Here is a 16,968-nt window from a genome sequence, read left to right as displayed (position 1 = left end):
AATAAAAATGCTATTTAAATTAAGGTGCTAGGTGAAAATCACACGGAAAATAGAGAAAACACCTATATATTTATCAGCATAGGTTGACCTTTTAGCTCACAAGCACGAAAATAGTCGGCTTTCCTAGGATCGATCATGAAAAGAACATACCAACCCTCAGTTACCCGCCGCAAGCGTACCCATGGTTTTCGTATTCGTATGAAAACTAAGAGTGGCCGCGCTGTTTTGAACGCTCGCCGTGCCAAAGGCCGTAAACGTCTAGCCGTTTAAGTTTGCCTTTGAATAGCGCCAGGATTTCCGAGTTATTAAAAACACGCCCCAAGACAAGTTCCCAATGGGGGGTTTATTCAGCACCCCCAAAGGCTGGCTGCAGTCCCGACCTTGGACTGGCGGTCGCTAAAAAACTCGCTAAACGCGCAGTGGATCGGAACAGGCTTAAACGCATGTTGCGCGAACAAATTCGGAAGGCACAGCCAGGCTTGGATGTCGTAGTCAAGCTGCGCACACCTATTGGTCGAGAAACTCGCGGCCGACTCAGAAGCAAAGAAAAAGGCCAACTGCGCAATCAACTGCTGGACCTTGTGTAATGCGACCTTTAAATGCTTTAGCGATAAAACTGCTTAGGCTTTATCAAATTAGCTTAAGCCCCTATTTTGGGGCGCAATGTAAGTATTTTCCAAGCTGCTCACAATATGCTTGCGATTGTTTTAAGCATTATGGTTTTTTCAAGAGCGCTCGTTTAAGTGTGTGGCGTATCCTGCGTTGTAATCCTTGGTCACACGGCGGCCACGATCCTGCTGTAAAACAGATATCTCATTCTTTAAGTGAAGCAAATGGACTTTAAAAAAACAATACTTTGGGCAGTCTTCTCTTTATCGGCCCTTATGCTTTATAACAACTGGCAAACCTATCAAGGAAAGCCATCGCTATTTTCTAGTGCGCCAAGTAAGCCCGTGGGCTCGGATCAAGGCACAAACCAAAATAAAGGTGACTTGCCTTCCCCGGTTTCTGGCACACCCACCAACTTATCTAGTGCATTACCAAAAGAGAATGTGAACCTAGAGCAGGGTGAAAAGTTTGTATTAGAGAATGATGTGCTCCGTTTAGAGATTAGTTCAACAGGCGCCAATGTGATTGATGCCAAGCTTCTAAAAGAACTTAATGCGGATCAAAAACCGGTTGAATTATTTCAATACACGCCTGCACACAAGTATTTTGCGCGTTCGGGCCTAATTGCTATTGGTAACCCAGATTTACCTAACCACACTAGTGCGTTTAAATTGCAGCAAGCAGGCAAGGATGGATCGGGCAGACCATTTTTAGTGTTGGCAAGCGAACGTAATGGGGTCAAGCTAGAAAAAACATTTTTACTGAATCCAGGCAGCTATGTGATTGACGTTGGTCACCGCGTTACTCAATCAAACTCCAACCCAAATCCTTTGGTGCTTTATACCGAGATTGTTCGTGACGGCACCAGCGAGCCAAAGATAGGGCCATTTGGCGGCGCTTTCTCGGCCAGCACCTTTACTGGTCCTGCTGCATATACAGAAAACGATAAATTCAGAAAAGTAAATTTTGAAGATATTGAGAAGAGCAAAGCAGAAGTGCCCAAGCAAATTCCGGCCGGACAAAGTGGGTGGGTAGCAATGGTGCAACACTATTTCGCAAGCGCTTGGATTCCTGGCGATAAGGTTGCGCGTGACATCTATGCAGACAAAGTCGATGTCAATTTATATCGCATTGGTATGCAAATTCCGCTCGGCACAATTGACAAAGGGGCAACTGTAGTAGAAAAGGCCCGATTGTTTGTTGGACCACAAGAAGAAAAAATGTTAGAGGGTATCGCCCCTGGCTTAGAGCTTTTAAAAGACTACGGCTATCTGACGATTTTGGCAAAACCTATTTTTTGGCTGCTAGCAAAAATTCAGTCTTATGTTGGTAACTGGGGTTGGTCAATCATTTTGCTCACCATCTTAATTAAGTTAGCCTTCTTCCCACTCTCTGCTGCAAGCTATAAATCAATGGCGCGCATGAAAGAAGTGCAGCCTCGCCTTGTGGCCATGAAAGAGCAATACAAAGGTGATCCTCAGAAGCTGAACCAAGCCATGATGGAGATGTATAAAAAAGAAAAAATCAATCCTGTTGGCGGTTGCTTGCCAGTCGTGATTCAAATCCCCGTTTTCATTTCGCTTTACTGGGTACTGCTATCTTCCGTTGAGACACGTGGCGCACCATGGATTGGTTGGATCCACGATCTATCTGTACCCGATCCTTACTATATTTTGCCGATTGTTATGGCAATTTCCATGTTTGTCCAAACAAAGCTCAATCCAACACCACCCGATCCTATTCAGGCAAAGGTGATGTTGTATATGCCAATTGTTTTTTCCATCATGTTCTTTTTCTTCCCGGCAGGTTTGGTTCTGTATTGGGTAGTTAATAACATGCTGTCGATTGCGCAGCAATGGCAAATTAATAAATTGTTTGGAAAGAAAGCGGGCGCCTAAAAAGCCCAACATTTTCTGTAAAGATAACAGCGATGATGACTCGTAAAGTGCCCATCATCGCTGTTGCTAGTGCACCGGGCAAAGCCGGCGTTGGCGTTATCAGGATAAGCGGCTCTGAGCTCAAAAGCTTCGCTAGTAGCCTATTACAAAAACCACTCGCAACTAGACAAGCAAGCCTTCAGAGTTTGCGCGATGGACATAACAACATCATTGACCAGTTGCTAGCAATTTATTTTGAGGCGCCCGCCTCATTTACTGGCGAAGATGTTCTCGAACTTCAATGTCATGGTGGGCCACAACTTTTAGAGTTGGTCATGAAGCGCTGCCTAGAAGTTGGGAAAGAGATTGACCTATGCATTGCCGAGCCGGGCGAGTTCACTCTGCGTGCCTACTTAAACAACAAAATGGATTTGGCTCAGGCCGAAGCTGTGGCCGATCTTATTGACGCACAAAGTGAGGCCGCGGTTCGAAGTGCCGCACGCTCTTTACAGGGCGCATTCTCAGACGACATCAATGCATTGGTGGAAGAGATTACGCAATTGCGAATTTTGGTCGAATCTACTCTCGACTTTCCCGAAGAAGAAATTGAGTTTTTAGAAAATGCCCAAGCCAAAGAGCGCCTACAAAAAGTGATCTCGAGGCTTGCGCACTTGCGAGCAAATGCAAAGCAAGGAAAAATCTTACGTGATGGCATTCAACTGGTCTTAGTTGGTGCGCCGAACGTTGGTAAGAGTTCATTACTCAATCGATTGGCTGGCGAAGAAGTTGCCATAGTGACGCCAATTGCTGGCACCACCCGCGATCGGGTAAAAGAAAGCATCACGATCAATGGCGTGCCGATTCATATTATTGATACCGCTGGCCTGCGAGATACCCAAGATGAAGTTGAAGCAAAGGGTATAGAACGCTCTTGGGATGCTATCCGCACGGCTGATTTAGTCGTTTACCTAAAGGATGCCGCCAATGCGGGAAAGGAATCTGCAAAAGATACCAAGCTCAAGGCAGAAATCATTGCCGCCTTGCCGCCCAAGTGCCCAATTTTAGAAGTGCATAACAAGGTCGATTTATTGGCTGCAAATGCTTTTGCTGCCAGCGAGACTCTGAAGATTTCTGCCAAAACTGGGGACGGAGTTGAGGGTCTAAAAAATAGAATCCTTGAAATTGCAGGATGGAGCGCACCCCAAGAGGGTGGAATATTGGCGCGTCGCCGCCATCTAGATTGCTTAGATCGTGCCATGGAACATATTGAGAAATCAGAGCAGTTCGCCGCAAATGGCAACAATTCGCTAGAGTTGTTTGCAGAAGAGCTCCATTTAGCGCAAGATGAGCTAGGAAAGATCACTGGAAAGCTTTTACCAGACGATCTTTTGGGAAAAATTTTCAGCCAGTTTTGTATTGGTAAATAGAGGGTTTCTTCTAGGCTCGCAAGGTCGTTAAATATGACCGAAATGTTAAAATTGTCCGATCCAAAATTACTCCCCCAAAGGATCACATGAGCACTGCAGACATTAGCCAGGTGAACGTAAATGCACCGCCTTACGTAAAAAATAATCAATTAATTCAATGGGTTGCAGAGATAGCCGCCCTAACTCAGCCAGACAAAATCCACTGGTGCGATGGCTCGCAGGACGAGTACGACTCACTTTGCGAGCTCTTGGTAAAGGCCGGGGTTTTCAAGCGCCTAAATCCTGCAAAACGAAAAAACTCATTCCTGGCGCTATCTGATCCGGATGATGTAGCCCGTGTTGAAGACCGTACCTTTATCTGCTCTAACAAGAAAGAAGATGCCGGTCCAACCAATAATTGGGTTGAGCCTAAGGAAATGCGGGCAACCCTAAACCCACTGTTTGAAGGCTGCATGCGCGGTAGAACAATGTATGTGGTGCCCTTCTCTATGGGCCCGATTGGCTCACCTATTGCGCATATTGGTGTTGAAGTTTCAGACAGCCCTTACGTCGCTATTAACATGCGCATCATGACGCGCATGGGTAAAGCCGTGGTTGATCAGCTTGGTAGTAATGGTGAGTTTGTTCCTTGCGTGCACTCTGTTGGTAAGCCGCTTGCATCTGGTGAGAAGGATGTTGCTTGGCCAAACAATAAAACCAAGTACATCGTGCACTACCCAGAGACCCGGGAGATCTGGTCATTTGGATCCGGCTATGGAGGCAATGCCCTCCTAGGTAAAAAATGTTTTGCTTTAAGAATCGCCTCCAATATGGGCCGTGATCAAGGATGGCTAGCAGAGCATATGCTGATTTTGGGAGTGACCGCTCCCGAAGGAAAGAAGTTTCATATTGCCGCTGCTTTCCCATCCGCCTGTGGCAAAACCAATTTCTCAATGATGATTCCGCCAAAAGGTTTTGAGGGCTGGAAAGTAACCACCGTTGGCGATGACATTGCTTGGATCAAGCCGCGTAAAGATGTAAACGGCAAAACTCGCTTATACGCAATTAATCCAGAGTCAGGATATTTTGGTGTAGCACCAGGCACCAATCGCCAAACCAATGCGAACTGCTTGGACTCCTTAAACCAAGATGTGATCTTTACAAACGTTGGCTTAACTGATGATGGTGATGTGTGGTGGGAGGGTTTAACAGAAACCCCGCCTGCCCATTTGATTGACTGGCAAGGCAAAGACTGGACGCCAGCAGATGGGGCGGCAGGACGCAAAGCTGCGCATCCTAATTCTCGCTTTACAGTTGCTGCAACGAATAATCCGGTAGTCGATCCAAAATGGGATGATCCAGAAGGCGTTCCGATAGATGCATTCTTATTTGGTGGACGTCGCTCCAATACTGTTCCACTAGTGAGCGAAGCGCGGGACTGGGTAGAAGGCGTTTACATGGCTGCTACATTGGGCTCTGAAACTACCGCAGCTATTACCGGACAAGTTGGCGTAGTGCGACGCGACCCTTTCGCCATGATTGCTTTCGCTGGATACAACATGAGTGATTATTTCCGTCACTGGTTAAACATCGGTAAGAAGCTTGAATCCGATGGAGCAACGCTGCCAAAAATTTATTGCGTCAATTGGTTCCGCAAAGATGAGGATGGTAAATTTGTTTGGCCTGGTTTTGGAGAAAATATGCGAGTGCTCTCTTGGATTCTGGGTCGTGTTGAAGGTAAAGCAAGCGGTACAGAAACCCCATTTGGCATCTCTCCCAAACATGCTGATTTACATTGGGGTGGCTTGGACTATTCAGCGGCTCAGTTTCAAAAAGCAATTGCCGTCGGAAAAGAAGACTGGAAGAATGAACTTAAGCTTCACTCCGAGCTATTTGCCCACCTTGGTGATCGCCTGCCCAAAGAGCTTTTAGCAACCCAAGCCAAAATTGAGGAACGCTTAAGCGCCTAAATTAGGGCGCTTAACTAAAGCTTTGTGATTAAACCCCAACACCATGCCGTTGTGGTGATTGGGGCAGGCATTGCTGGCGCCGCTATTGCCAATGCCTTGCTTGAGCAGGGACAAGCTGTTTGTGTGGTCGATGCAGCAGCGGGCCCAGCCACTGCATGTTCAAGTCATGCCCATGCAATTGCCCACCCCCATATTGGCAGAGGTTCACCGCGCTTACTTCGCCTAACCCGTATTGCTTTCTTACTAGCAGAAGCCCAGTGGGGGGCAAGCTGGAATCAACACGGTATTTTCCAGCCAAGCAAGAAAGACAAATCATTTGATCGAGTAGAGGTGGCTGCATATTTGCAAGCACTTGAACTTGATGAAAGCATAGCAATTGCCCTAGAAGCAAAAGACGCAGAACAGATTTGCGGCATTAAACAAAATGGAGTTTGGTTACCGCGTGGCGCATCGATGAGTCTTTCAGGCGCCAGTAAAAAGCTGCTAGAAGCACAAAGTGGGCTAAGCACTTGTTGGGATCAAGAAATTACAAAACTAGAGCAAAGCAATGGCCATTGGCTGCTGCTGAATAAGGAGAATCACGCAGTACTCTGCGCCGATAAAGTTGTAATCGCCGCCGGTGCACATACAAAATCTTTAATTGACAGTCTGAAGGTGCGCCTACCGTTAAGACCGGTGCGTGGACAGCTGAGTATTTTCTCTGTGGCAGAAAATAGTTCTTGGGCTCAAGAACTTCCTTCGGTAGGTATATCTGGTGATGGCTACTGCTTGCCTGCACAAGTGCTTGACGATGGTCGGTGCACTTGGATGGTCGGCTCAAGCTATGACGAGGGCGAAGACGACCTACTTCCAAGGCAAAGCAGCGATCAATTTAACCGTGAGCAAGCAAGATCCCTCTTGAACTTTGCCCAGGGTAATTTGGCTGATCTTCAAAGCCACGGTAGCTTTGTAGGGATACGTTGCGTTGCGGGGGACCGACTACCGATTATTGGGCCCTTAAGTCAACGCCCCGGAATATTTATAGCTAGCGCTTTTGGATCTAGGGGCGTGCTTTGGTCAGCCTTGTCAGCAAAACTCATTACTGCTCAGGTGCTAGACGACGCAGCTTTACTAGCCCGCTTAGGCTTGACTGCTGATTTGCTTGCAGCGCTTGACCCGGCACGTTTTTTAGCGGGCGCCGCCCCTTCAGCTTTAGGCGCCTTAGCTTCAAACTCAAAACCAATTTTTCCATCAGGCCCGAGAGCCAAGTAGGCTTTAAAGCCCCGACCGGTCCGATTGGATTTGAAGTTGGTTAACAAGTCTGTTTTACCTTCCTTCAGTAATTTTTCGACTTGTTCAGTAGAAATTTCTTGTTGAAGAACGACCTTGCCGGTTTTGAAGTCGCAAGTTTTAGCGGGACCGGTATTGTGCTCGCAGAGGTAACGCATGCCATCTTCATATACTGCGCCAGAACACTTAGGACATACACCCAAAGCCTGTCGTCCAGTGAAATCAATTGCTTCGGATTCATCTTCTTGCGAGTTACCGAAGTCAAACTCAAGCTTAAAGCCTGCATTTGGATAGTCTGCATCATCCTCAGGAATTTCACTCAATTTAATAATGGCTGCAAATGGCCTACCCATCTTGCTGCGAAAGCCCTGTAATGGCCCAATCGTTTTTTCTTTAAGGAGCTCTTCAACCTCGGGATATTCAAAGGCGCGACCACCCGGTGTTTTGCTAATCGTGAAGCCACACTTTTCACAAGCAAAGCGACGATAGTTTTCTTTAACAGCACCCTTACAATGGGGGCAAGGTGTTTTCAAGGTGGCATAGTCACCTGGAATCGTGTCACTGTCATACTCTTTTGCACGCTTCACAATCCGTTGCGTCATTTGTGCAATTTCTTGCATGAAGGTATCGCGGCTCATCTTGCTTTGCTCGATGAGGGCTAATTTATTTTCCCAATTACCAGTGAGGTCAGGGCGCGTGAGCTCTTCCACATCGAGGCCGCGTAACAAGGTCATTAGCTGAAAGGCTTTTGCGGTCGGAATGAGTTCGCGAGCTTCGCGCACCATATATTTTTCAGCCAGCAAACCTTCAATAATGGCTGCGCGCGTTGCTGGAGTACCAAGGCCTTTCTCAGCCATCGCTTCGCGCATCTCATCGTCATCAACCCATTTGCCGGCGCTTTCCATGGCAGACAATAAGGTTGCCTCGGAGTAACGGGCTGGGGGTTTGGTCTTTAAGGGCACTGCTGCAATAGATTCAGTTTGAACGCTCTCGCCCCCCTTAACCGCAACCAATTCATCGTCAGCTTGATTGGCTTTGCCATAAACAGTTAACCAGCCTGGATTCACTAAGACACGGCCCTCTGTTTTGAAGTGGTGTCCTGAGGTTTCAGTAATACGTGTAGTGACGCGGAACTCGGCAGCAGGATAGAAGACCGCCAGGAAACGACGCACCACCAAGTCATAAAGTTTGAACTCTGGCTCACTTAAGGTTTTCGGAGCCTCAAGCGTAGGAATGATTGCAAAGTGATCAGAAATTTTGCTGTCATCAAAAATACGTTTGTTAGGCTTGATCCAACCGAAGCCGACTTTGTTCTTTGGATCCTTGGCATCGCCTTTTAATATCTGCTCAGCAAAAGGACGCAATTCTTGGGAGTGCTGCGCGAGATTCTCAATCGTTTGCTTAACGGTATCAAGATAGTCTTCGGGTAGAGCCTTAGAGTCTGTTCTTGGGTAGGTCAACACCTTGTGTCTTTCATATAGGGCTTGTGCAAGACCCAAAGTATTTTTGGCCGAGAAACCAAAGCGCGCATTTGCTTCGCGCTGTAGGCTGGTTAAGTCAAACAGCTGAGGAGCAAGTTGCGTTGCAGGTTTTGCTTCTTCGGTAACGTTTGCTTTTTTGTCTCGGCAGGCGGCCACGATACTTTGCGCCGCAGCTTCACTCCACAAACGGTTCTCACGTGCATCGGGTGCGGCAAGATCTTTTTTAAACTTAGGATCAAACCAGCGGCCTTCATAGACACCAGCAGCAGCAATGAACTCTGCTTTCACTTCCCAGTAATCTTTAGAGACAAACTTGCGGATCAACTCTTCACGCTCAACAACAATCGATAATGTTGGCGTCTGTACTCTACCAACTGTTGTTAAAAAGAATCCACCGCTTTTGCTGTTGAAGGCGGTCATGGCGCGAGTGCCATTAATACCAACTAACCAATCGGCTTCAGAGCGGCAACGAGCGGCATCAGCCAAAGGCTGCATTTCTTCATCGCTACGCAGTTTTGCAAACCCCTCCCGAATAGCGTTAGGAGTCATTGATTGCAACCAGAGTCGTTTAACGCCCTGGGGTGCTTTAGCGTGCTGCGCAATCAAGCGAAAAATTAACTCGCCTTCGCGTCCTGCGTCACAAGCATTAATTAGCGCATTGATATCCTTACGCTTAATCAGTTTTTGTAAAACCTTTAAGCGGGATTCAGTTTTGGCAATCGGGCGCAGATCAAAGTGTGGAGGAACAACGGGCAAATTGGCGAAAGACCACTTACCCCGTTTTACGTCATATTCTTCAGGGGCAGCAATTTCTAGCAGGTGACCCACGGCAGAGGAGACGACAAAGTCTGCGCTCTCAAAATAATCTTCATGCTTTGTAAATCCACCCAGGGCTTTAGCGATGTCGTTGGCTACCGAAGGTTTTTCGGCAATGATCAGCGCTTTTGGGTGATCGACCCCAGAAGACTTTGGGCTGGTTTTGGTAGGTGCTTTAGCCACGCGTTTGCCTAAATTTGAGCTTAAAAGATGGATGGAATGGGGAAAAGACGACCAATTTAAACCAAAATGACTGCTGACCAACTGTTTACCCCTTTTTTATTATTAACCGATAAATCGTTAAAAGTCCAAATTGCCGTATTCTTGTGCCCAATAAATAGGCAAAAAAGATGCTTCATGAAGTGAAAACATCGATTTTTTGCACTTTAAACAGGGTTTTCAATAAATCAGCTCTTCCAGAACTTCTTTTGGAGAGGCGACCAGTTTTGCCCCTTGCCCAATTAAATAGTGACATCCAGCAGACAAGGGGCTGTGAATTGAGGAGGGTATGGCAAAAACTTCCCTGCCCAATTCCAATGCAAGGCGGGCCGTAATAAGTGAGCCCGATTGCTGAGCGGCTTCTACCACTAAAACCCCTATGGCCAGTGCTGCAATCAGGCGGTTGCGACGCGGGAAGTGAAAGGCCTTGGGTCCGATGCCTAAGGGCAGCTCGCCCAATAAAAGACCATTTTTCTGAATTTCATTCGCTAACTCATGATGTTCAGGTGGGTAGGTGAGATCTAGGCCGGTGCCGCAGATTGCTAATGTGGGTTGGCCCACCGCAAGGGCTGCCCGGTGCGAAGCCCCATCAATGCCCCTGGCCAAGCCAGAAATGACTAGTAGGCCCTCGCTGGCAAGGGTTCTAGCAAAGTAACCGGCATTTTTGATTCCTTCTGGGCTAGCTACCCGAGAGCCAACAATAGCGATCATGGGCATACTCAGCAACTCTATTTTTCCTGCTATATAAATAGTGCACGGAGGATCGGCCAAGTCAAGAAGGCGTTTGGGATAGTTTGTAGCACCTAAAGCTAGGGGCAAAATAGAGTTGGCTTGCAGTTTATTTTTCATCAAGCCATTCTGAGCCTTGGAGAAATTTCGGCAATCAGCCCATTCGGATTGGTCTGTTGGATAATTCAGACATGGCCTTATTACCCGTCCTTTGTTATCCAGACCCTCGCTTACATAAGCGAGCTAAACCTGTTGTTAAGGTAGATGAGCGCATTAAGGCAATCGTCAAAGATATGGCAGAGACGATGTACGATGCGCCCGGCGTTGGCTTGGCCGCAACCCAAGTAGATATTCATGAACAAATTATTGTGATTGATGTTTCTGATGAACAGAATGAACTGATGGTGTTCATCAATCCTGAGCTTGTGTGGGCTAGCGAAGAAAAAAAATCTTGGCGTGAGGGCTGCCTCTCTGTGCCGGAATATTACGATGAAGTAGATCGACCGGCTAACATTCGCGTTAAAGCGATCGATCTGCACGGTAAACCGTTTGAACTAGAAGCGGACGGTTTGCTCGCAGTATGTTTGCAGCATGAGATGGACCACCTTCAGGGAAAGGTTTTTGTAGAGTATTTATCTCTACTGAAACGCAATCGCATCTCTCTCAAAATGAAAAAACGCGCTAAAGAGTTAGCGGAGCAGCGCTAAGCGTAGCCAATGAAAATTGTCTTTGCTGGAACCCCTGAGTTTGCAGCTCAAGCAATGCGCGCGATTGATTTGGCCGGCCATCAGATTGTTTTAGTGTTGACACAGCCAGATCGTAGGGCGGGCAGAGGAATGCATTTACATGCAAGTTCAGTTAAAACATTTGCGCTTGAAAAGAATATTTCTGTTTTACAACCAAGCACACTCAAACGCAATGCTACCGATGCTGAAAAAAAAGCCGAGGCAGAGAGCGCCTATCAAAAGCTTGCTAAGCTAGAGTTTGATGCGATGGTGGTAGTTGCCTATGGTTTGCTCTTGCCCCAAGATGTTTTAGATCTTGCAGAAAAAGAAGGTCGCTTTGGTTGCTTTAATATTCATGCCTCTCTCTTGCCTCGTTGGCGAGGTGCAGCGCCGATTCAAAGGGCGATAGAGGCTGGCGATAAGAAGACAGGTATATGCATTATGCAAATGGATGCGGGCTTGGATACAGGCGATGTCATCTTGAGACAAGAGCTTGATATCGCAAAAGAAGAAACAAGCGCGTCTTTGCATGATCGCTTAGCAGATATGGGCGCGAGTCTCATTGTGCAAACGCTCAATGCTTTAGATGCTAGACATACTTTAGTGAAAAGTCCGCAAGCAAAAGATGGCGTTAGCTATGCAGACAAAATTCTCAAGAGCGAAGGGGAGATTAATTGGCAGCTCAGTGCCAACGAAATCGATCGACGGATTCGTGCCTTTAATCCTTTTCCTGGCGCAAGCGCCACTCTGGGCGGAGAGCCTATCAAGATTTTGAATTCTGCCCTGGCAGCACAGGCGTCACCAAGACAGTCAGCTGTTCCGGGACAAATATTGGGGTCATCTGAAACCGGAGTTTATGTTCAATGCGGAGATGGAGTTGTTGAGCTAACTGAAGTTCAGCGTCCCGGCGGAAAAAGAATGAATGCAAAGCTGGGCCTTCATACTCAGTTGGAGCAGAAAGAAGCGAGTCGGTTTGACTGAGCGCCCAGGAAGTCATAATCTGCCTTTATCAGAGGCAATCACGATCGCAGCCCAAGCGCTTGGCGAAGTCATGCACGGCAGGTCATTGGGCGAAGTGCTCGATCAGCTTGGCTCACATGAGCGCCCCATCGTCCAAAGTCTGACTTTTGATGCTTTGCGCAAATGGAATGGCTCACAAGAACTCATCAAAGAGTTTGTGCCGAAGGCGCCACCTCCTGAAACAGCTCATCTCTTAAGCGTAGCGATTGCATTATTTCTCCATGGCGACCAGAAGACTTATGCCACGCATACGATTGTCGATCAGGCAGTTGAGGCTTGCGGCCTTTACGACAAAACCCTTTATGCCAAGGGGATGGTCAATGCTGTATTACGTAAGGTGAGTCAGAAGTTTCAAGCGATTGCCACCAAGGGCTATGCGCCTGACCCAATTTCTATGTATTACCCAGCATGGTGGCGCGCCAATTTAAAGCAGTCTTACCCTAAAGAGTGGCAAGCGATTGGTTTTCAGCAAGCCCAGCGTGCCCCATTAATACTTCGTGTCAACGTACGGCAATATACGCGTGAGCAATATCAAGCTATGTTGGCTCAAAGCGGAATTGCTTCAAAACCCCTTGATACCCTGGCTGGCGTTCCTCTTCCCTCGGCGCTAATCCTAGATGAGGCTGTGCCTGTCTCAGACCTGCCCGAGTTTTACAGTGGAGCTGTTTCAGTGCAGGACTCTGGGGCTCAATTAGCCGCAATATTGTTAGATCCAAAAGTAGGCGACTTAATCTTAGATGCCTGTGCAGCCCCTGGCGGCAAAACGGCGCACTTATTAGAGTTGGCCGATGCGGATACAGTAGCTTTAGAAATAGATAAAGACCGCCTTGCCCGTATCGGCGGAAATTTAGATCGCCTGCGCCTACATACCGACAAGGTGCAGATTGTGAGAGGGGATGCCTCGCAATCTTCTTGGTGGGACGGCAAGCCTTTTGACAAAATTCTGCTTGATGCTCCTTGCTCCGCATCGGGCATTGTGGCCCGCCATCCCGATATCCCTTTTCTGCGTCGCGCCTCGGATATTGCTCAGTTGCAGCAAAAACAGCAGAGCATTATGGCGCAGGCTTGGCAAATGCTAAAACCAAATGGCACGCTTTTATATATCACTTGCTCTATTTTCCCGGAAGAAGGGGAAGACCAGGCTAAATGGTTTGCAGCAAAATACCCCAATGCATTACGATTAAGCGCTCCAGGACAGATTCTCCCGACCGCTACAAATGATGGTTTTTACTATGCCTTGTTTAAGAAAAATGGGCCATGAGCCAAAGCATTAAACAACTGATTCTGTGCATCTTGTTAGTGCTGGGTTTGGGTACAGGCACTGCATATGCAGAAGGAATCAAAATCAAATCCGTTGAGTTGGAGCGGGCAGACAACGACTGGCTGCTTAATGCCACTTTTCAAATTGAACTATCACCAGGTTTAGAAGATGCGGTTCAAAAAGGGGTGGTTTTGTATTTTCAAACGGAATTTGATTTAACCCGTTCTCGCTGGTATTGGTTTGACGAAAAATCAATCTTGGTACAAAAGCAGGCCCGTCTTTCTTATCAGCCCCTTACCAAACAATATCGAATTTCATCAGAGGGCTTTACATTTTCCGCACCTACTATTACTGAGGCGCTGCAAGTGATCGGTAGTATTGGTGGTTGGCGCGTGCTTGATAACACGCAGATTGATCCTAGTAAGGCTTATACAGCGGGTTTAAAAATGTCACTCGATTTAAGCAAGCTGCCTAAGCCATTCCAAGTCAATGCGCTCAATAATCGTGACTGGAATGTGAGCAGCGAGTGGCTACACTTTCCGTTTAATCCAGCAGGACAAAACCTGATTCAGCGATGAAGATGGCAATGAACTCATTTATTCCCAGGCTTTCTCATAAAGAGATTTGGAAGGGGCGCATTCTTCCAGTTGCGGCAGGGCTGATTGGCACATTTGCATTGATTTTGTTAATCATGCTTTCGCTTGCATCATCCAATACCCAGTTCTTCGATAATTATTTTATTTGGCTTTACGCTGCCAACATCATTATTGGGGCAAGCTTAACCTTGGTGATTTTGATATTGGTAGTTGTCATTGCGGTACGTTGGCATAAGGGCCGCTTTGGTACAAGACTGATTGCTAAGCTAGCCATGATTTTTGGTTTAGTGGGTGTAGTGCCGGGCTTAATCTTGTATGGCGTATCTTTGCAGTTCGTGTCTCGCAGTATTGAAACTTGGTTTGATGTGCAAACCGAGTCCGCCCTTGAGGCTGGCCTCGAGCTGGGCCGTGCCACCTTGAGTAGCTCGCTTGCTGAATTGCAAGATGAGGGTCGCATTATTGCTGATCAAATTCAGCGCCTACCGAATAATGCGAGCCCTGCAGAGCTGACCCTGCTGTTATCTAGAATGCGGGATCAGTTTGGTATTCAAGAAATTACCATCTTCAATGGCCGTCAAATGATTGTTGCGACAGCAGCATCAGGCGCTCTTGAGGCTCACGCTGCGGCACCTACCCCAGAGATCATGTCGCAAGCCTCCAAAGTCAACGGTAGCGCCTATATAGATGAGCCTAACAATACAGATGGAACACAGGCCTATCGTTTGCGCGCAATCGTTCCCTTGGTGAAAGAACGCGCCAGCAGTGGCCACAGCTTTGGACTGAATCTACAGTATCAAAAAGAGTTTTGGTATCTCCAGCTCATTAAGCCTGTGCCTGAGGCTATCAGCAAAAATACTATAGCGGTGCAGGCAGCTTATACCGACTATCAAGAAAAATCTTTGGGCCGCTCGGGCCTAAAGAAGATGTTTGTGGGCACGCTGACGCTCACACTCTTCTTCGCATTATTTGTGGCGGTAGTTTTGGCATTATTGTTGGGTAGGCAATTGGCGCGGCCCTTGCTGATGCTCTTACGAGGCACACAAGCAGTTGCGCAAGGCGACCTTTCTCCAAAGCCCGAGTTAGATACGGGCGATGAGCTGGGTATGTTGACCCGCCAATTTAATGTGATGACCCGTCAGCTTTCCGACACTCGCAAGTCATTGCAAGAATCTAAGACCTTTTTAGAGACGGTCTTAGGAAACCTGACAGCCGGCGTCTGTATTTTTGATAAACACTTTAATGTTGTCTCTAGCAATGCGGGCGCAGACCGAATTTTTCGCCAAGATTTGACGAAGTTAGATGGCAAAGCCTTGCATGAAATTCCTGCGTTAGAAGAGTTTGAGCAAGCCATTAAAGAAGGCTTTGCCACCATGAAACTCAGTATTGCTGCAGGGGGAGACGCAGCTACCGTGAATACAGAAGGGGCATCCCCTGTTTGGCAAAAACAAATTCAGCTACACGCCACTAATGAATTTGAAAATGAACTGGGAGTTACTTTGTTTGTGCGAGGAACAGAGCTAGCCCCTGATTTAAAGATGGTGGTATTTGATGACATTACTGATGTTGTTAGTGCTCAGCGTTCTATTGCTTGGAGCGAGGTAGCAAGACGTTTAGCCCATGAAATCAAGAACCCATTGACCCCCATTCAGCTTTCTGCAGAGCGTCTGCAACATAAATTGGCTGGTAGCTTAAGTCCAGAGCAGGAAGAGATGCTCAATCGCAGCACCGATACTATTATTGGCCAAGTGCGCGCCATGAAAGAAATGGTGAATGATTTTAGGGATTTTGCAAAGACACCCGCACCGCAATTAAAGCCCGTATCGATTAATGCGCTTACACAAGAGATTCTGGGTCTTTACGAGGGCAGTCCATTGCGCGTCATACTAGATCCACATTGCCCAGATATCATGGGCGATCCAACCCAGCTAAGACAGGTTATTCATAACTTATTGCAGAATGCACAGGATGCAACTTTAGAAGGTAGCCATCAAAATGAGCCGGTTCAAGTTAAAACAGAGTTGGTTCCTTATGGCGAGGCGAACGGCATAATGCAAAATGCAGTGAGATTGACAATAAGCGATTCTGGTTCTGGATTTCCAGCTAAGATATTGGCAAGAGCATTTGAACCATATGTAACAACCAAGAGTAAGGGTACGGGTTTAGGATTGGCGGTAGTAAAGAAAATTATTGAAGACCATTCCGCCAAAATAGAAATTCGGAATCGTATGCAGGGAGAAGAAGTGATTGGTGCAAAAGTATCCATTTTGTTTATGAACCTAGCGAAAGAGGCGGCGTAATCATGGCCAGCATTTTGGTAGTCGATGATGAAATGGGCATAAGAGAGCTCCTCAATGAAATCCTGACGGATGAAGGCCATACGATTTACGCTGCCGAGAGTGCAGTACAGGCTCGCAAAATTCGTGAGCAGATGCGCCCCGATTTAGTTCTGCTAGACATCTGGATGCCAGAAACAGACGGCATTACGCTCTTAAAAGAATGGTCTAAAACGGGCCAACTTACAATGCCAGTAGTGATGATGTCTGGGCATGCCACGATTGATACGGCAGTAGAGGCAACGCGTATTGGTGCCCTCAATTTTTTAGAAAAGCCGATTGCTCTTCAAAAATTACTTAAAACGGTTAACAAGGCTTTAGAAACTTCACCAAAATATGTTGAGCCAGAGCAGGGAAGGGTTGCTCAGTCAAGCACTCCCGCCCCTAAAGTAAACATCCCAGAACCCATTAGTAATCCACATCCTGAGGGTGAGTACATTAGTGGAATTGCAAAGAATTACTATGATTTACCTCTCAGAGAGGCTCGGGATTTATTTGAGAAAGCCTACTTTGAGCACCAGATGCAGATCATGGGTGGCAGTATGACCAAGATCTCCGAGTACACCGGTCTAGAGCGAACCCATCTCTACCGTAAGCTCAAGGCCTTGGGGATCGATACTTCTAAAAACAAGGGCGATGTTTAGCTTAGTATCCTTT

The 16,968-nt window shown here is 47.1% G+C and carries 14 protein-coding genes and 1 pseudogene; 13 read left to right on the top strand and 2 right to left on the bottom strand.

The window, feature by feature from the left end:
* The first annotated feature begins 135 nt into the window (after positions 1 to 135).
* The 7 genes and pseudogenes from rpmH to mnmC form a co-directional block, all read left to right on the top strand.
* Complete coding sequence (rpmH, locus tag Pas1_RS09545; RefSeq protein WP_011903922.1) at positions 136 to 270, top strand: 50S ribosomal protein L34; 135 nt, start codon at positions 136 to 138, stop codon at positions 268 to 270.
* Between the two features lie 2 nt (positions 271 to 272).
* Positions 273 to 587 (top strand): ribonuclease P protein component, encoded by a 315-nt coding sequence (locus Pas1_RS09540; protein WP_318784734.1) that lies wholly within the window; start codon positions 273 to 275, stop codon positions 585 to 587.
* The gene (gene yidD, locus Pas1_RS09535; protein ID WP_112205757.1) at positions 587 to 844 is read left to right on the top strand and encodes a membrane protein insertion efficiency factor YidD; all 258 of its coding nucleotides are present in this window, start codon (positions 587 to 589) and stop codon (positions 842 to 844) included. The genes Pas1_RS09540 and yidD overlap by 1 nt, the downstream gene beginning before the upstream one ends.
* Positions 834 to 2,507, top strand: a complete 1,674-nt coding sequence (gene yidC / locus Pas1_RS09530; protein WP_112295130.1) for a membrane protein insertase YidC — start codon at positions 834 to 836, stop codon at positions 2,505 to 2,507. Before yidD ends, yidC begins: the two co-directional genes overlap by 11 nt.
* Positions 2,508 to 2,542: 35 nt before the next feature.
* A complete protein-coding gene (gene mnmE, locus Pas1_RS09525; protein WP_192874772.1) occupies positions 2,543 to 3,913 on the top strand; it encodes a tRNA uridine-5-carboxymethylaminomethyl(34) synthesis GTPase MnmE in 1,371 nt (456 codons plus the stop codon).
* Positions 3,914 to 3,999: 86 nt separating this feature from the next.
* A complete protein-coding gene (locus Pas1_RS09520) occupies positions 4,000 to 5,862 on the top strand; it encodes a phosphoenolpyruvate carboxykinase (GTP) (protein ID WP_112295128.1) in 1,863 nt (620 codons plus the stop codon).
* A gap of 24 nt (positions 5,863 to 5,886) precedes the next feature.
* Positions 5,887 to 6,975 (top strand): annotated as a pseudogene (gene mnmC / locus Pas1_RS09810) (FAD-dependent 5-carboxymethylaminomethyl-2-thiouridine(34) oxidoreductase MnmC); the annotation flags it as partial.
* Here mnmC and Pas1_RS09510 read toward each other — a convergent pair.
* Both Pas1_RS09510 and dprA read right to left on the bottom strand, forming a co-directional pair.
* The gene (locus tag Pas1_RS09510; RefSeq protein WP_112295126.1) at positions 6,948 to 9,611 is read right to left on the bottom strand and encodes a DNA topoisomerase III; all 2,664 of its coding nucleotides are present in this window, start codon (positions 9,609 to 9,611) and stop codon (positions 6,948 to 6,950) included. The pseudogene mnmC and the gene Pas1_RS09510 overlap by 28 nt on opposite strands.
* A gap of 216 nt (positions 9,612 to 9,827) precedes the next feature.
* Positions 9,828 to 10,496, bottom strand: a complete 669-nt coding sequence (gene dprA, locus Pas1_RS09505) for a DNA-processing protein DprA (RefSeq protein ID WP_112295125.1) — start codon at positions 10,494 to 10,496, stop codon at positions 9,828 to 9,830.
* Positions 10,497 to 10,567: 71 nt separating this feature from the next.
* Between dprA and def the strand changes: the two genes are divergently transcribed.
* From def to Pas1_RS09475, 6 genes are read left to right on the top strand one after another with little or no spacing between them, the layout of a single operon-like run.
* Entirely contained in the window at positions 10,568 to 11,083 is a 516-nt protein-coding gene (gene def / locus Pas1_RS09500; protein ID WP_112295124.1) for a peptide deformylase, read from the top strand.
* A 9-nt stretch (positions 11,084 to 11,092) separates the two neighbouring features.
* A complete protein-coding gene (fmt, locus tag Pas1_RS09495; RefSeq protein WP_112295123.1) occupies positions 11,093 to 12,082 on the top strand; it encodes a methionyl-tRNA formyltransferase in 990 nt (329 codons plus the stop codon).
* The gene (gene rsmB / locus Pas1_RS09490; protein WP_225971620.1) at positions 12,024 to 13,382 is read left to right on the top strand and encodes a 16S rRNA (cytosine(967)-C(5))-methyltransferase RsmB; all 1,359 of its coding nucleotides are present in this window, start codon (positions 12,024 to 12,026) and stop codon (positions 13,380 to 13,382) included. Before fmt ends, rsmB begins: the two co-directional genes overlap by 59 nt.
* On the top strand, positions 13,379 to 13,960 hold the full coding sequence (locus Pas1_RS09485) for a DUF4390 domain-containing protein (protein ID WP_112295121.1): 582 nt from the start codon (positions 13,379 to 13,381) through the stop codon (positions 13,958 to 13,960). Before rsmB ends, Pas1_RS09485 begins: the two co-directional genes overlap by 4 nt.
* An 8-nt stretch (positions 13,961 to 13,968) precedes the next feature.
* Complete coding sequence (locus Pas1_RS09480) at positions 13,969 to 16,275, top strand: sensor histidine kinase (protein ID WP_225971449.1); 2,307 nt, start codon at positions 13,969 to 13,971, stop codon at positions 16,273 to 16,275.
* 2 nt (positions 16,276 to 16,277) lie between these two features.
* Positions 16,278 to 16,955: a response regulator gene (locus Pas1_RS09475; RefSeq protein WP_112295120.1), complete on the top strand. Its 678-nt coding sequence runs from the start codon at positions 16,278 to 16,280 to the stop codon at positions 16,953 to 16,955.
* Positions 16,956 to 16,968: the final 13 nt, after the last annotated feature.

It is taken from the genome of Polynucleobacter paneuropaeus (assembly GCF_003261235.1).
Taxonomy (GTDB): Bacteria; Pseudomonadota; Gammaproteobacteria; order Burkholderiales; family Burkholderiaceae; genus Polynucleobacter; species Polynucleobacter paneuropaeus.
The sequence above is the reverse complement of the archived record's forward strand: the minus strand, read 5'-3'. Positions and strand labels throughout refer to the sequence as shown.

What these genes read in the sequence shown, in the direction of transcription:
- rpmH (WP_011903922.1), top strand. Translation starts at nt 136, where the DNA reads ATGAAAAGAACATACCAACCCTCAGTTACCCGCCGCAAGCGTACCCAT.
- yidD (WP_112205757.1), top strand. Translation starts at nt 587, where the DNA reads ATGCGACCTTTAAATGCTTTAGCGATAAAACTGCTTAGGCTTTATCAA.
- yidC (WP_112295130.1), top strand. Translation starts at nt 834, where the DNA reads ATGGACTTTAAAAAAACAATACTTTGGGCAGTCTTCTCTTTATCGGCC.
- mnmE (WP_192874772.1), top strand. Translation starts at nt 2,543, where the DNA reads ATGACTCGTAAAGTGCCCATCATCGCTGTTGCTAGTGCACCGGGCAAA.
- Pas1_RS09520 (WP_112295128.1), top strand. Translation starts at nt 4,000, where the DNA reads ATGAGCACTGCAGACATTAGCCAGGTGAACGTAAATGCACCGCCTTAC.
- dprA (WP_112295125.1), bottom strand. Translation starts at nt 10,496, where the DNA reads ATGAAAAATAAACTGCAAGCCAACTCTATTTTGCCCCTAGCTTTAGGT.
- def (WP_112295124.1), top strand. Translation starts at nt 10,568, where the DNA reads ATGGCCTTATTACCCGTCCTTTGTTATCCAGACCCTCGCTTACATAAG.
- fmt (WP_112295123.1), top strand. Translation starts at nt 11,093, where the DNA reads ATGAAAATTGTCTTTGCTGGAACCCCTGAGTTTGCAGCTCAAGCAATG.
- rsmB (WP_225971620.1), top strand. Translation starts at nt 12,024, where the DNA reads ATGCAAAGCTGGGCCTTCATACTCAGTTGGAGCAGAAAGAAGCGAGTC.
- Pas1_RS09485 (WP_112295121.1), top strand. Translation starts at nt 13,379, where the DNA reads ATGAGCCAAAGCATTAAACAACTGATTCTGTGCATCTTGTTAGTGCTG.
- Pas1_RS09480 (WP_225971449.1), top strand. Translation starts at nt 13,969, where the DNA reads ATGAACTCATTTATTCCCAGGCTTTCTCATAAAGAGATTTGGAAGGGG.
- Pas1_RS09475 (WP_112295120.1), top strand. Translation starts at nt 16,278, where the DNA reads ATGGCCAGCATTTTGGTAGTCGATGATGAAATGGGCATAAGAGAGCTC.